Raw genomic sequence first — 14,108 nt, 5'->3', positions numbered from 1 at the left:
AGTGCGCACCATCATTGGCGCACATCCCACATGAGTTCCGACGCTGTACTTAGTAGCTCTAATCCACGATAAAGAGCCTGGCTCCCGTACGGGTCGAAGACCGATGGGGGGCATCGCCATGGTCAGATACCTGATAGCTCATCCCCGGCGTGAGCTTGAACGTGCGTCCGTCGTGCAACTCCGTATCGAGCTCGCCCTTCAGAACGTAAAGCACATGGCCGCGATCACACCAGTGATCGGCAACGTAGCCCGGCATATATTCAACCAGGCGGACCCGCAGGTCGCCGACAGTGAACGTCCGCCAGACTGCCTTGCCCGTTTCGCCAGCATGTTCGGTTGTTGGCATGTTGGCCCAGTCTGTGACGGTAAATGGCAGTGCCGGTATCTTCATGGAAGCCTCATAGAATTAACCCAAGCCGATCGACGCTCCATCGTCTCGCATGGTAGTGATGTGACGATGCTCAAGGAAGCGGGCGAACGACACGAGACGCAGGGGATAGGTTGAAACCTATAGACGGAAGCCACAGCTTTATCGAGTCGTGCCACGATCCGGATTGCATTTTCTGCAGACCCGCGCAAAAGCCGCAAAAAATTTGGCAACGTGTTTTTCCTCGATTACTAACCACAGTCACAGGCGGCAAAGGGAGCCGCCCAATTTGGTGGCGCCATGAGGACGACGAGAGACAAGCTGGAAAGCATCCTGGCCCGACTGGCCGGAAGAGCCGATAATGAGCGTGTGTTCCTGAAGTTGTATGAAGATGCAGCTCGCGCAGCGTCCGATGCGTCCGATGCTCGAAGACAGGCTGGTGTTTCGCTGGGGCCGCTCGATGGAGCGATCATCTCGATCAAGGATCTGTTCGATGTCGCTGGCGAAATCACCACAGCGGGCTCCGTTGCCCTGCGCGATGCGGCACCCGCCACTAGTGACGCGACCGTCGTGCGCCGCCTGCGGCAAGCCGGAGCCGTGATCGTCGGTAAGACGAACATGGTGGAGTTCGCATTCTCCGGTCTCGGCCTCAATCCGCATTATGGCACTCCCGGTAACGCGGTGGACCCGGAGCGGATTCCAGGCGGCTCGTCCTCTGGTGCGGGCGTCTCGGTGGCCGAGGGCACGAGCGAGATCTCCATCGGAAGTGACACGGGAGGCTCGGTGCGGATTCCGGCCGCGCTCAACGGGATAGTCGGCTTCAAGCCGTCCGCGCGCCGGGTGCCGCTCGACGGAGTGTTTCCTCTGTCCTACAGCCTCGACTCCATCGGCCCGCTCGGCCGCACCGTGCAGGATTGCGCCTTCGCCGATGCGATCATGGCCGGCGAGGAGCTGAGGGTGCTCGATCCCTATCCGCTTGCGGGCCTGCGGATCGGCGTACCGCGCGGTCGCCTGTTCGCCGAAACCGAGCCGATCGTGGCTCAAGCCTTCGAGGAAAGCCTGACACGCCTATCGAAGGCCGGAGCCAGGATCGTCGATATCGATATCGACGATCTGGTTGCGGAGATGGAAAAGGCGACGTCGCGGGCCTCCATCGCGTCGGTGGAAGCGGCTGAGATCCATGCGGATTGGCTCGACTCGAAAGCCCAGGAATTCGATCCGCGTGTCCGGGGACGGATCGTCCTAAGCGCAACGTTGCCTGCGCCTGCCTACATTCGCATGATACGTCAGCGCGATGCCCTGATTGCTGCGATGGATGACCGCCTGAAGTCCATCGACTCTCTTGTCATGCCGGCGACTGCGATCACAGCGCCGCCGATCGCGCCTCTGCTGGCGGACGATCAGCTCTACAGGCAGACCAACCTGCTGATCCTGCGCAACACCATGGTCGGGAACCTGTTCGACCTGACCGGCATCTCCCTGCCGATCCCCGGTCAAGAGCGCCCGGTGGGCCTCATGCTGATGGCTCGTAACGGACAGGACAGGAAGCTGCTCGAAATCGCGGCGAGCGTCGAACGGAATTTCGCATCCTGAAAACGAATGCGGCAGTCCATGCGGACCACCGCATCGTCGTTCGGCAGAATGTGTGCATGGCACTATCCGCGCAAGGATCGCCTCAGGCCTTGCGTGTCTGCAGGAACCAGCTGCGTATCGCGATCAGAGTTGCGTTCCAGCAAAGGCTCGCTGCCAGGGCAAGGATGAGCGCTGGAACGACTCCCAGGGAGCCTGCCCCGAGATGCAGGATGCACAAGGCCCCTACGAAACCCAGCATTCCCGGAACGCCGTTTGCCACGACTGATGCAGTCGCTACGCCGCCGATGCGCGGGTGCAGGATCAGTGCAAGACTTATAAGCACGACCGGAGCGAGCGCGGCGGCGGCCGCAACCGACGGGCCGAGCGTACGCCCGGCCAGAATGGTTCCTCCGACGACAGCCATGACGAGGGCGGCGCGGAATGGAATGTCCCACGCCTTCTTTTGCAAGCGCGGCGGCATGGTCGTACCCATCAGCTTGCGCGCATAGACGAATGACACTGCAAAGACCGCTCCGTTCAGAGCGAGTGCGCCGGCAAGCGACCATCGTCCTTGCAGGATGATGGAGACAAAGGCCGCCCACACCGCAAATGCTGCCCCGATGCTTACGAAGACGCCGCGGCGCTGCGCGACGGTTGCATAGACGACCATGTAGATGACGGTCGCGGCCGTGACCGGAAGTCCGGCCAGGGCGCTCTCGGTGATGAAGGCGGCGTCATGGTCGGCGGCCAGGAACACGAAGGCCGGCCCGGCCGAGATCGGCAGGGTCGTGATCATGGCCCCCAGAAAAGGGCCGCTCCTCTCCACGATTTTCGATGCGGTCACCACGATGGCGGCGGCGACCAGCATTTTGACGGCGAGAAGCGCCCAGAACGATGGATCCACGGACACTGTCCTCAGGGTTTGGAGCCACGGTCAGGAGACGACTGGGAGGAGCTCGATGTCGTAGGCATGCCGCATGGTGCGGCCAAGCACCGGGTCCTCCAGCTCCATCTCAAAGCGCGTGCCTGGCCTGATGCCGCCGATCGCTCCAAGGGTTCCGCAATACATCACAGTTCCTGGCGCGATCTCCAGACCGGCTGGACGACAGTCCATGAGATCCCGAGGCGTCCTGAGGGCAGACAGCTTTCCCTCCTGATAGAGCACCCGTTCGCCATCGATGATCGCCCAGGAGCGCATGATGATCTGGTCCCAATGGGGCTCCAGCTCTTCCAGCCGCCACAGGGTAGTGCCGACGGGCTTGCCGCAGAGTTGCTTGGAAAGTGCAATGCCTGCTGTTTCAGCCTTGCGGTCAGTGTGATCGGATCCGATGCCGATCCAGTAGCCGTCCGCGAGCGCCACCAGCACCGGCTCGACCTCACCGGAGGAATCGGGTCCGAGAACCGCGAGACGCTCGGACTGGGTGAGATTGCTCGCCGAAACACGGTAGTAGACCGGCACCGACGACGGGCGCGGGACGCCGATGGCCGCGAGCTCCTCAATGTGATGCTGGATGGCGTGCTCGTCTCGGCCCGCCCAACCTGCAATGACCAATGCCTGGGGGGCGAGGCCGATCCGATCCTCGCCAGTCCGTGAGATGCGATTGAATGTAAGCACGATGGACCTCAGAATTTGGAAGGCAGCCAAAGGGCCAGCCCGGGGAACGCGGCGAGGAGCCCGATGAGCATCATCATCGCGATCACGAAGGGGAGAGCGCCGACGATCACGTCGTTGAGGCTTCCTTTGCTGCGCAGGGACTGCACGACATAGAGATTGAGCCCCACGGGAGGCGTGATCAGCGCCGCCTCGATGAGAATGACAATCACGACTCCCAGCCAGATCGAATCGAATCCGAGGGCCGTCATGACGGGCGAGATGATCGGGATCGTGGTGATCATCATCGAGAGCGTCTCCATGAAACACCCGAGGATAAGGTAGAAGATCACCACCGCAAACAGCATCTGGTACTTGGAGAGACCCAGTCCGGCCACCGTATCCGTGAGCATCTGCGTCAGCCCGATCGCCGTGATCACGAAGTTGAGGAAGTAGGCGGCGATGATGATCAGCATGATCATCGCGCTCGTGCGCATGGTGTTCTCGAATGCTTCGAGCAGCATTCTCAGGTTGAGCCGCCGGTAGAAGGCGGCCAGGATTAGCGCGGCGATCACCCCCAGCGATGCGGCCTCCGTCGGCGTGGCGATGCCCGCATAGATCGAGCCGACGACGACCAGGAAGATCAGCATGGGAGGGATAAGATCGGGAAGGCTGGCGAACCGCTCCGCCCAAGTCGTCCGAATTCGTGCTCCGCCCCAGGCCGGCTTGAACAGGCAGGCCGCGACAATGAACGCCATGAACAATCCGGCGAGCCCAAGGCCCGGCAGGATGGCCGCGAGGTATAGCTTCGGAATCGAGGTGTCGGTCAGAACGGCGTAAATGATGATGTTGATCGACGGCGGAATCAGGATGCCCAGCGTTCCGCCCGCAGCCAGCGTTCCGAGGAACAGGCGCTCATTGTAGCCGTGTCGGCTGACGAGCGGGAGGGCGACTGTGCCTACGGTCGCTGCCGTGGCGACGGAGGAACCGGAAGTGGCCGCGAAGATTGCGCAGGCTCCAATGTTGGAGTGCATCAGGCCGCCCGGCAGCCAGGACAGCCACTTGACCATCGCGGTATACATCTTTTCAGCGACGCCGGAGCGCAGCAGGATTTCGCCGAGCAGAATGAACATCGGGATCGAGACCAGAAGGAAGTCTCGGCCGGCCGACCAGGCGATTTCACCCATGGCCAGGCTCAGGGGCATCGTGCTGTACAATTGCTCGAGCACGAGGCCGAGAACGCCGAGGGCTGCTGCGACCGGAATGGAGAGGGCAAGAAGCCCGAGGAGGATGATGAGTGTCGTAGCAAGCATGGTGTCAGCGTTCCGACCCTGAATGGGGAGCTCGAAGCTCCGCGGTGTGGCTTGCCTCTTCGGCTGCACTTTCCTCGAGGGTCATGGCGCCTGCGAGATGGCGAACCTTGGGCAGATCGCCCGTAGCCAGGGCAATCGCGGCCCTCAGGGTCAAGGGAATGATTGTGAAGAGGAATAGAAGGAAACCCACGATCCAAAGCGATTGCGGAATCCACAGGGGCGTTCCCAGCGGCGTCGTCGCGCGCGTGCTGAAGAGAAGCGAGTCCTGCAGGACCAGCACCGCACGCCACGTGAGATAACCAACGAATATGAAGAGCGATAGGAGCGCAAGAAGATCGAGGATACTCGTGACCCTGACGGAGAGCCAACCATAGAGCGCATCGACACGGACATTGGCTCGACGCAGCAATGTGAAGGCGAGAGCCCACGTTGTGCCGACGGCGAATGCATAGCCGGACAACTCGTCCGCGCCGCCGAGGGTTATCAGCACTGTCTTGCGCAACAGAACGTCAATTCCGACGAGGAATGCAGCCGCCAGCATCATGGCACCGGCGACCCGGACCGCTAGAATGGAGAGGCGATCTGCGAGCGCAAGCCAGCGATCAAGAAGAGGTATCATGCCAAAATCAACCTTGCTGGAAGCCTCCCCACGCCGTGGGGAGGCTCCGGAAACGAGTGCTACGGTTCAGTGATCCGCGCGCCCTCAGTTGGCCTTGGCCTGGATATCGACGATCTTCCCGACTGTGGCGTTCCAGTTCGCGACGCAGTCGCCCGAGCAGCGCTCAGCCCACTTCGGAACTACGGTCTCGGAGAGCACCTTCTTCAGAAGGGTACGGTCAGCGTTGTTGATGGGCACGAAGGTCATGTTCGCCTTGGTGCCGAGTTTGCAGGAATCCTTACCGGTGTTGCAATCGAAGCCCTGCTGCGTCTCCTCGTCGGCGCCTTTCCAGATCCGATCCTCGAGGCCGGCGATCTCCTTCTCGAGGAAGGTGCGGACGTTGGGGTCAAGGCTGTTCCAGCGCTTTTGATTCACGCCGAACATCACCTGGCTCCAGCCGACTGGAAGCTCGAGGATATGGGTCGAGACTTCGTACCACTTCGCCGAGTTGCCAGAGAGAGTGCCGGTGATGGCGCAGTCGACCACCTTGTTCTGCAACGCGGGGACAACCTCGCTGAAGGTCATCGTCACGCCGGTGCCGCCGAGAGCCTCGACAAACTCTGCGAGGGTGCGGTTGCCGGTGCGGACCTTCTTGCCCTTCAGGTCCGCGAGGCCCTTCACCTCGCCGTTGCAGTAAATAACCTGCGCAGGATAGGGCCAGATTCCGAGAACTTTGATTCCGAACTTCTCGCCGTAGAACTTGTCATAGACCGGCTTGTAGGCGTCGGAGACCTTGCGGGCGGTTGCGATGTCCGGCGCAAGGCCGGCGAGGTCGACGGCCTCGTTGCGGGCATCGTCGCCAGCCACATAGCCAAGGACGGTGGAGCCGAAATCGATTACGCCGAGGCGCATCAGGCGGAAGATCTCCGCGCCCTTCATACCCATTTCGTTGAAGGGGGTGATCTCGGCGGTGATGGCACCCTTCGACTTATCGGTGATCTCCTTAGTCCAGAAGGGCTGCTCGAAATTCTTGTACTGCGAGAGGTTGCCCCAGGCGCCAACGACCTTCAGGTGGGTCTTGGGCAATTCCTGTGCCGACGCAGCCCCGGCAACGAAGAGGGAAAGAATGCTCGCCGTGACGAGCGACAAGGTAGATTTCATAGCAGTTACCCTTTGGTTGGTGGTTCGGTTCGTTGTTCTTGTCTTGGAGTACCGGGCGAAAAATTCGCGCCTTTTGGCCCAGTGCTCGTTTCGTCAGTCAGCGCAGCGCCTGCGCTAGCCATTCGCGAGGCGGCTGTTCTTCAGGTCGGTGACCAGCATGAAGCCTGGCGCATGCGTGATGGCGAAGGAGGGGCGGGCCGCGGCGATCACGGATTGCGGGGTGACGCCGCACGCCCAGAAGACGGGAATCTCGTCGTCGGCAACATGTACCGGCTCTCCATAGTCGGGAACGTTGAGATCCTTGATCCCGATCATTTCCGGCTTGCCGATATGAATCGGTGCTCCGTGCACTGAAGGAAAACGCGATGTGATCTGGATGGCCCGGATCGCATCCGCAGGCTTGAACGGCCGCATGGAGACGACCACGGGACCATGGAAGGGGCCGCTCGGCTGGGTGGGGATGTTGGTCAGGTACATCGGCACGTTGGTGCCGTTGACGATGTGTCGAAGGGCGATTCCATCCGCCATCAACGCCTCTTCGAAGGAAAAGGAGCATCCGATGACGAATGACACGAGGTCGTCGCGCCAGACCGAGGATACGTCCGGGGTCTCGTCGACAAGCTCGCCGTCGCGCCATACGCGATAGAGGGGAAGATCGGTGCGGATGTCGAGATCGGCTCCCAGTTCCGGAAGCCGGGGATCGCCGGGCTCGGAGACGCCAATCAGGGGGCAGGCTTTAGGATTTCGCTGACAGAAACGCAGGAAGGATGAGGCCAGGTCCGCAGGAAGAATCGCGAGGTTGCCCTGCACGAACCCGGGTGCCAGACCCGAGGTCTGCTCCCTCAGGCGGCCGCTCCTCGCAGCCTGTCGCACGTCGATACCTGTCGCCAGATCGTAACCAGCGCGGCGCGGTACGTCGTTCATGGTCGGTTCCCTAAGGTTAGTGAATTGCTATTCTTACAACCCATTAAGACTTGACGGGAAATTACAATCAATAGTCTCGATCCGCGCATGACTTATCAGCTTTCCTGATGGGTCTTTCGGGCGACCTCTAGGGCAAGATTGGCGACCGCCTCGCTCACCGGGTTTGAGAGCGCTTTGCAATACGAAATGGTGAAGCGGAGAGGATCCAGCGCGATGTCTGTCTCGATAAGGCCCAGTTTTCCGGCTGCGATCTCATCCGGGATGAGTGTCGGCGGCAGGATGGCGACTCCGGCACCGTCAGCCGCGAGTCTGATATTCGCCGAAATAGAGGCCGACGTGATCATTCGGGGCGGCGCCATCCCGGAGGAGCGAAAGAGATCCGTGAGAGCAATGGTGGGCCTCGTCCTTCGCCCATAGGTGATGATCGTGACGTCTGCGAGTTCCTTGAGAGTAATGGGCCGCCCCAGAAATCCCAGGCGGGGTGCTGCGACAAAGCTCAATTTGTAGGTCGGCAGCGTCCGGCTCTGGATCGAGGGATCGGGTACGGGGCCAAGCAGGAAGGCAAGATCGATCTCCTGCCCGGCAAGCCCGTCTCGCAGGTTGGGAGTGGTGTCGACCGTCAGCTCCAGGCTGAGGCGCGGAAACTGTGCCTCGAAGGCCCGCATGAAGATTGGCAGCCACGTGTGCACAATCGTTTCGGAGGTCCCTACGCGAACGATGCCTTCGGTGCCAGCGCCTCCGCACATGGCATGCATGGCCTGCTGATGCAGGCTGAGTATGCGCTCGGCCCAGGTGAGCATCTCCAAGCCTCTTGGCGTCAACTTTGCTTCCCGTCCGCTCCTGTCGAACAGGTGAAGGGAGAGATGCCGCTCCAATGATGCGATGCGCGCGGAGATCGTCGGTTGGGAGGTGTCCAGACGAATGGCCGCCTTCGAGAAGCTGCGCAGGGTGGCGCTCCAGTACAAAGCCTCGACTTCCTTGAGTTCCATGTCCGTCCCCTCCTAAGGTTTCGGTCCTACAGAGATGCTGCGGACCGTGTGGCCTGGTCGTAATAGCCGGATAGGGTGCGCATCTGACTGGCCAACCGCGACAGGGTCTCCGGCTCCAGACCGAGGGAGGCGACTGGCCCGACGAGGAGGGCTTCCCGAAGAGCCCTGTAGCGCTCGCAGGCCTTGGACCCGGCCTCTGTTGCCGAGATCATCTTTTCCTTGCCCGCTCTCGAACTGGCTACGAGCTTGAGCCGCTCGAGCTTTTTCACCGAATAGGTGACGACATGCGTGTCCTCGATGTTCAGGACGAGGCAGATATCGGCGAGGCGCTTCGGCTTCGACCGATGATGAATGGAATGAAGCACGAAGATGTCTGTTGGCGACAGGTCCGACAATCCCGCCGCCGCCATGCCCCGCACGATCCAGCGGTGAAAGGCATGTGAGGCCAGGATGAGGCCGAACTCGAACTCCGATAGGGCGGGAAGGCCACCGGAGGCTAAGTGAGCGGACGAGACAATCGGGCCGGGGGCATCACTCTGCAACATTTTTTCAAACTCCCTGGCTAGACTTTACCCATCGGAAAGTCGCGTTGACATTTTGCCGATAATTTATCTACATTTCACCGATCAATTAATACTAATCATAGGGGACACTCATGGTTTCGGGGAAGTGGGACTTTTGGATCGATCGCGGTGGGACGTTCACCGACATCGTCGCGCGCAAGCCCGACGGGGCTCTCCTGGCCCACAAGGTGCTCTCCGAAAACCCTGAAGCGTATCGCGACGCGGCGATCCAGGGCATCCGCGAACTGATGGGTATCCAGGGCGGGGAGCCTCTGCCGACCGGGAAAATCGCCACAGTCAAGATGGGCACGACGGTTGCGACCAATGCCCTGCTCGAGCGCAAGGGTGATCGCACCTTGCTCGTCATCACGGGGGGCTTCCGCGACGCGCTTAAGATCGGATACCAGGGCCGCGCCGATATCTTCGCCAAGAACATCACCAAGCCGGAGCAGCTTTACGAGCGCGTGCTCGAGGTCGATGAAAGGGTTCTTGCCGATGGAACTGTCGAGGCCGAGCCCGATCTCGATCTCGTCCGTCGCAATCTTGCCGCCGCCTATGCGGATGGCATTCACGCCTGCGCCATCGTCTTCATGCATTCCTATCGCTATCCGGCTCACGAGCAGACCGTTGCCGCGATTGCGCGCGAGGTCGGGTTCAGCCAAGTCTCGGTTTCGCACGAGGTCAGCCCGCTGATGAAGATCGTTGGCCGTGGCGATACGACCGTGGTCGATGCCTACCTGTCGCCCGTGTTGCGCCGGTATGTTGACCAGGTCGCCTCCGAATTGGGCGACGAGACCGAGCGCAGCGCACGCCTCATGTTCATGATGTCCTCAGGTGGACTGACCGACGCCAACCTCTTCCACGGACGCGATGCCATCCTTTCGGGCCCTGCCGGGGGTGTCGTCGGATGCGTCGAGACCGCCCGCATCGCCGGATTCGACAAGATCATCGGCTTCGACATGGGCGGCACGTCCACCGACGTGTCGCATTTTGACGGCGAGTACGAGCGCACTCTTGAAACCGAGGTGGCCGGAGTGCGCATGCGGGCTCCGATGATGCTGATCCATACGGTTGCCGCAGGGGGCGGCTCGATCCTCCACTATGACGGGTCACGTTTCCAGGTCGGCCCTGACTCGGCCGGTGCCAATCCGGGCCCGCGCTGCTACCGTCGGGGCGGCCCGCTTGCGGTGACGGATGCAAATGTCATGACCGGCAAGCTCGACCCGAGCTTCTTCCCCGCTATCTTCGGACCTAACCGCAACGAGCCGCTTGATGTCGATGCCGTGCGGAAGGCGTTCGTGGAGCTGGCCGGCCGCATCGGCGACGGCCGTTCCCCCGAAGCCGTGGCCGACGGGTTCATTCGCATTGCCGTCGAGAACATGGCCAATGCGGTCAAGAAGATTTCCGTGCAGCGGGGCTATGACGTCACCGAGTACGCGCTTCAATCCTTTGGCGGTGCGGGCGGTCAGCATGCATGCCTCGTCGCCGATGCCCTCGGCATGAAGACGGTGATGATCCACCCGTTCTCCGGACTTCTCTCCGCCTATGGCATGGGCCTCGCCGATATCCGCGCCACCCGCCAGCGCACCGTCGAGGCTCCACTCGACGAGACCGGGATCGCGAATGCAACCCGGATCCTTGCGGATCTCGCCCACGACGCGCGTGAGGAATTGCTGCAGCAATCGGTTCCCGACGAAGACATCACGGTTCACCAGCGCGCGCACGTCCGTTACGCCGGAACCGACATGTCGCTGACCGTCGACTTCGCCGATATCGCAAGCATGAAGGCGGCTTTCGAGGCTGCCCACCGCGCCCGCTTCGGCTTCATCGACGAGACGAGGCATCTCAGCATCGAAGCGGTTACGGTCGAGGCGGTCGGCGGCGGCCAACCTGCGGACGAAGCGGACCTTCCGGTCTCCTCGATGACGGCTGAACCTACGGCACGGACCCGGTTCTTTTCTCAAGGAGCCTGGCACGAGGCCGCCGTCTATCATCGCGAGAGGCTGGCGCCGGGCGTGCGCCTTGCCGGCCCGGCGCTTTTGATCGAGCCGCATCAGACAATCGTCATCGAGCCCGGCTGGGCTGCGGAGGTTACGGCGAAGAACCATGTGGTGATGCGGCGGACCGAGGCAGCCCGCGTGGCGCCTGCCATCGGAACGGAAGCGGATCCGGTCATGCTCGAGGTCTTCAACAATCTCTTCATGTCGATCGCCGAGCAGATGGGTGTCACGCTCCAGAACACGGCCTATTCCGTGAACATTAAGGAACGTCTGGACTTCTCCTGCGCGGTTTTCGATGCGGATGGCCGCCTAGTTGCCAACGCCCCTCACATGCCCGTGCACCTGGGGTCCATGGACAGGTCGGTTGAAAGCGTGATCCGGGCCCATGGCGACAACATGCGCCCCGGCGATGTCTTTGCGATCAACGCCCCATATAACGGCGGCACGCACCTGCCCGACATCACGGTCGTCACACCGGTCTTCCACAAGGCAGGGCAGACGATCCTGTTCTTCGTGGCATCGCGCGGCCACCATGCCGATGTGGGCGGGATCGCTCCCGGCTCGATGTCTCCGCTCGCCATGAATATCGAGGAGGAGGGGGTCTATATCGATAACTTCAAGATGGTCGATCGCGGTCGCTTCCTGGAGGAGGAGCTCAGGCAGCTTCTGCAGGGTGCACGTTACCCGGTGCGCAACGTTGTCCAGAACGTCAACGATCTGAAGGCGCAGATCGCCGCCAACGAGAAGGGCGTGGCGGAGTTGCGGCGCATGGTCGAGCACTTCGGGCTCGATGTGGTGCAGGCCTATATGGGTCACGTGCAGGATAATGCCGACGAGAGCGTGCGGCGGGTGCTCGACGCGTTGTCAGACTCGTCTTTCGAATACGAGATGGATCAGGGCTGCTTCATCCGTGTCAAGATCACCGTTGATCGCGAGCGCCGGGAGGCAACAGTCGACTTTACCGGAACGTCGCCCCAGCGTTCCGACAACTTCAATGCGCCCGAGCCGGTGACGCGTGCGGCGGTTCTCTACGTGTTCCGGGTCATGGTCGAAGGCAACATTCCCATGAATGCCGGATGCCTGCGTCCGATCAACCTCATCATTCCCAAAGGATCGATGCTCTCGCCGCAATATCCGGCCGCTGTCGTTGCGGGCAACGTCGAGGTCAGCCAGGCGGTGACGAATTGCCTGTTCGGCGCTCTCGGCGCTCTCTCCGCGGCGCAGGGAACCATGAACAATCTCACGTTCGGCAATGATGTGTACCAGTACTACGAGACTATCTGCTCGGGTGCTCCCGCAGGGCCCGGATTTGATGGCGCCGATGCTGTCCATACCCACATGACGAACTCCCGTCTTACCGATCCCGAGGTGCTCGAGGTTCGCTACCCGGTCGTCCTCGAAGACTTCCACATCCGGCACAATTCCGGAGGCCGCGGCCGCTGGAATGCCGGCGATGGGACCTCGCGCACCATCCGGTTCCTGGAGCCGATGAACTGTGCGATCCTCTCCGGACATCGCCGGGTGCGCCCGTTCGGGCTCGCCGGAGGCGAGCCTGGTCAGGTGGGTGAGAACTGGGTGCGCCGAAAGGACGGACGTCTCGAACGGCTGGGAGGATGCGACCAGACTCAGATCGATTCAGGCGAGGCCATCATCGTTCGCACGCCGACAGGCGGCGGGTTCGGAACGGTGGAGAACTGATCCGCCGAGCCATGGCGCTCGTAGCCTGAGAGCCTAGCCATGGCCGTCTGGACCGGAGCGATCGTACCCGGTTCAGGCGGCCACATCGCTATGGAAAGCTCCTCTGTTCTCGCAGCATTGCCATTTCGTTGACGATGTCTGCTCAGGCCGCAGGCCACAAGGCTTCATCGAGCGGAGTGTGGGATCCGTCGATGGCAAGAGGATGGAAATCCGCCGCCCGATGACAGCATGACCACCAGCGGCCCTGGCGCCATCAGGTTTCCTGAAACCGTTCGAAAGTGAGCGCTATGGCGAGCAGCCGAGCCTCCGCGTAGGGCTTGCCGGTCAGCATTGCACTGAAGGGCAAGCCATCGAGGCGCTCGGTGGTCGGGATGGCGATTGAAGGCCATCCCAAAAGGTTTGCGGGCCACTGATAGAAGACCATCGCATCCCGCACGCTCATTTGTCCCTGTGCGCCGCTCACGTGCAGGTCGGTCCGCCGAGGGACGGCTGCAGGCAGAGTCGGGTTGACGAGGACATCGACGTCGGCGAGCACCTCATGGACGGCCTCTGACCACTGGCGGCGGAAGCGCTGGGCTTCGTACTGTCCGGCCTCAATCAGCGTCCCGGCCAACAGGAAGGGGCGCACGCCCGGATCGATCAGTTCGGCGTGATGGAGCAGGTTGGAACGATGATAGGCGGCCGACTCTGCAAGGAAGATCGTCAGCCATGCGCGGTGCGCCGCCTCCAGATCTGGGAGATCGATTAAACTGATCGTTGCGCCCAAGCGCTCGAAATCACGAATGGTGGCATCGAATGCGGACTGCGCGTCGGTGCTGGCCGCTGCAATCAGCGTCCGTGGGACGCCAACGTGGCAATTGGACGGAGGTGAGTCTGGGGCGGCAATGGCACGCTCGGCGAGGATTTCGAGAAGCAGGCGGGCATCGTCGACGCATCGGGTCATCGGACCCAGGTGATCAAGGGACCAGGCCTGCGGGATGACACCTTCGCAGCTGACGAGGCCATAGGTCGGCTTGAGCCTGACCAGCCCGCAGGCCGCTGCCGGAATTCGAATGGAGCCGCCTGTGTCGGAACCGACGGCCGCCGCGGCCATTCCGGCGACGGCGGCCGCCGACCCGCCACTTGAGCCCCCGGGAAGCCGCGTCCGGCCCAACGGGTTCATGACGGCCCCAAAATGTCTATTGGCGCTGGTCACTCCATAGGCGAATTCATGCATGTTGGTCTTACCGATGACCACCATTCCCGCCGCGCGGGGGGAGACGCCGAGAGTCTCCTGAAGGGACAGGCTGTACCTCGGTAGCCTCGCTAAATAGGCAAGGTCCGATCCTGGCA

12 protein-coding genes are annotated in these 14,108 nt (G+C 61.8%); 2 read left to right on the top strand and 10 right to left on the bottom strand.

Annotated elements, in window-relative coordinates; genetic code table 11:
* Positions 1 to 58: 58 nt before the first annotated feature.
* A complete protein-coding gene (locus tag ACUXUR_RS22940; RefSeq protein ID WP_445504672.1) occupies positions 59 to 391 on the bottom strand; it encodes a DHCW motif cupin fold protein in 333 nt (110 codons plus the stop codon).
* Between the two features lie 276 nt (positions 392 to 667).
* Between ACUXUR_RS22940 and ACUXUR_RS22935 the strand changes: the two genes are divergently transcribed.
* On the top strand, positions 668 to 1,960 hold the full coding sequence (locus tag ACUXUR_RS22935) for an amidase (protein ID WP_445504671.1): 1,293 nt from the start codon (positions 668 to 670) through the stop codon (positions 1,958 to 1,960).
* A gap of 82 nt (positions 1,961 to 2,042) precedes the next feature.
* On the opposite strand, the gene ACUXUR_RS22930 is transcribed toward ACUXUR_RS22935, so the two are convergent.
* The 8 genes from ACUXUR_RS22930 to ACUXUR_RS22895 all read right to left on the bottom strand — a co-directional run bounded on the left by ACUXUR_RS22930 (position 2,043) and on the right by ACUXUR_RS22895 (position 9,060).
* Positions 2,043 to 2,843 (bottom strand): hypothetical protein, encoded by an 801-nt coding sequence (locus ACUXUR_RS22930; RefSeq protein ID WP_445504670.1) that lies wholly within the window; start codon positions 2,841 to 2,843, stop codon positions 2,043 to 2,045.
* Between the two features lie 30 nt (positions 2,844 to 2,873).
* Complete coding sequence (locus ACUXUR_RS22925) at positions 2,874 to 3,554, bottom strand: DUF2848 domain-containing protein (protein ID WP_445504669.1); 681 nt, start codon at positions 3,552 to 3,554, stop codon at positions 2,874 to 2,876.
* A gap of 8 nt (positions 3,555 to 3,562) precedes the next feature.
* The gene (locus ACUXUR_RS22920; protein WP_445504668.1) at positions 3,563 to 4,843 is read right to left on the bottom strand and encodes a TRAP transporter large permease; all 1,281 of its coding nucleotides are present in this window, start codon (positions 4,841 to 4,843) and stop codon (positions 3,563 to 3,565) included.
* Between the two features lie 4 nt (positions 4,844 to 4,847).
* Positions 4,848 to 5,462, bottom strand: a complete 615-nt coding sequence (locus tag ACUXUR_RS22915) for a TRAP transporter small permease subunit (RefSeq protein ID WP_445504667.1) — start codon at positions 5,460 to 5,462, stop codon at positions 4,848 to 4,850.
* An 84-nt stretch (positions 5,463 to 5,546) separates the two neighbouring features.
* Positions 5,547 to 6,602 (bottom strand): TRAP transporter substrate-binding protein, encoded by a 1,056-nt coding sequence (locus ACUXUR_RS22910; RefSeq protein ID WP_445504666.1) that lies wholly within the window; start codon positions 6,600 to 6,602, stop codon positions 5,547 to 5,549.
* 114 nt (positions 6,603 to 6,716) lie between these two features.
* Positions 6,717 to 7,526 (bottom strand): putative hydro-lyase, encoded by an 810-nt coding sequence (locus ACUXUR_RS22905; protein ID WP_445504665.1) that lies wholly within the window; start codon positions 7,524 to 7,526, stop codon positions 6,717 to 6,719.
* 95 nt (positions 7,527 to 7,621) lie between these two features.
* Positions 7,622 to 8,515, bottom strand: a complete 894-nt coding sequence (locus tag ACUXUR_RS22900; RefSeq protein WP_445504664.1) for a LysR family transcriptional regulator — start codon at positions 8,513 to 8,515, stop codon at positions 7,622 to 7,624.
* A 26-nt stretch (positions 8,516 to 8,541) separates the two neighbouring features.
* Positions 8,542 to 9,060, bottom strand: coding sequence for a winged helix DNA-binding protein (locus tag ACUXUR_RS22895; protein WP_445504663.1), 519 nt, complete (start codon positions 9,058 to 9,060; stop codon positions 8,542 to 8,544).
* 110 nt (positions 9,061 to 9,170) lie between these two features.
* On the opposite strand from ACUXUR_RS22895, the gene ACUXUR_RS22890 reads away from it, so the two are divergent.
* A complete protein-coding gene (locus ACUXUR_RS22890) occupies positions 9,171 to 12,776 on the top strand; it encodes a hydantoinase B/oxoprolinase family protein (protein ID WP_445504662.1) in 3,606 nt (1,201 codons plus the stop codon).
* A 253-nt stretch (positions 12,777 to 13,029) separates the two neighbouring features.
* Here ACUXUR_RS22890 and ACUXUR_RS22885 read toward each other — a convergent pair.
* Positions 13,030 to 14,108: amidase (locus tag ACUXUR_RS22885; protein ID WP_445504661.1), on the bottom strand; the 1,079-nt coding region annotated here is incomplete at its 5' end.

Source organism: Microvirga medicaginis (assembly GCF_052658925.1).
Note: the sequence above shows the minus strand (reverse complement) of the source record. Positions and strands in the feature narration are given on the sequence as shown.

Coding starts and splice junctions, on each gene's coding strand:
- ACUXUR_RS22890 (WP_445504662.1), top strand. CDS start 9,171: ATGGTTTCGGGGAAGTGGGACTTTTGGATCGATCGCGGTGGGACGTTC.
- ACUXUR_RS22920 (WP_445504668.1), bottom strand. CDS start 4,843: ATGCTTGCTACGACACTCATCATCCTCCTCGGGCTTCTTGCCCTCTCC.
- ACUXUR_RS22940 (WP_445504672.1), bottom strand. CDS start 391: ATGAAGATACCGGCACTGCCATTTACCGTCACAGACTGGGCCAACATG.
- ACUXUR_RS22900 (WP_445504664.1), bottom strand. CDS start 8,515: ATGGAACTCAAGGAAGTCGAGGCTTTGTACTGGAGCGCCACCCTGCGC.
- ACUXUR_RS22915 (WP_445504667.1), bottom strand. CDS start 5,462: ATGATACCTCTTCTTGATCGCTGGCTTGCGCTCGCAGATCGCCTCTCC.
- ACUXUR_RS22935 (WP_445504671.1), top strand. CDS start 668: ATGAGGACGACGAGAGACAAGCTGGAAAGCATCCTGGCCCGACTGGCC.
- ACUXUR_RS22910 (WP_445504666.1), bottom strand. CDS start 6,602: ATGAAATCTACCTTGTCGCTCGTCACGGCGAGCATTCTTTCCCTCTTC.
- ACUXUR_RS22905 (WP_445504665.1), bottom strand. CDS start 7,526: ATGAACGACGTACCGCGCCGCGCTGGTTACGATCTGGCGACAGGTATC.
- ACUXUR_RS22895 (WP_445504663.1), bottom strand. CDS start 9,060: ATGTTGCAGAGTGATGCCCCCGGCCCGATTGTCTCGTCCGCTCACTTA.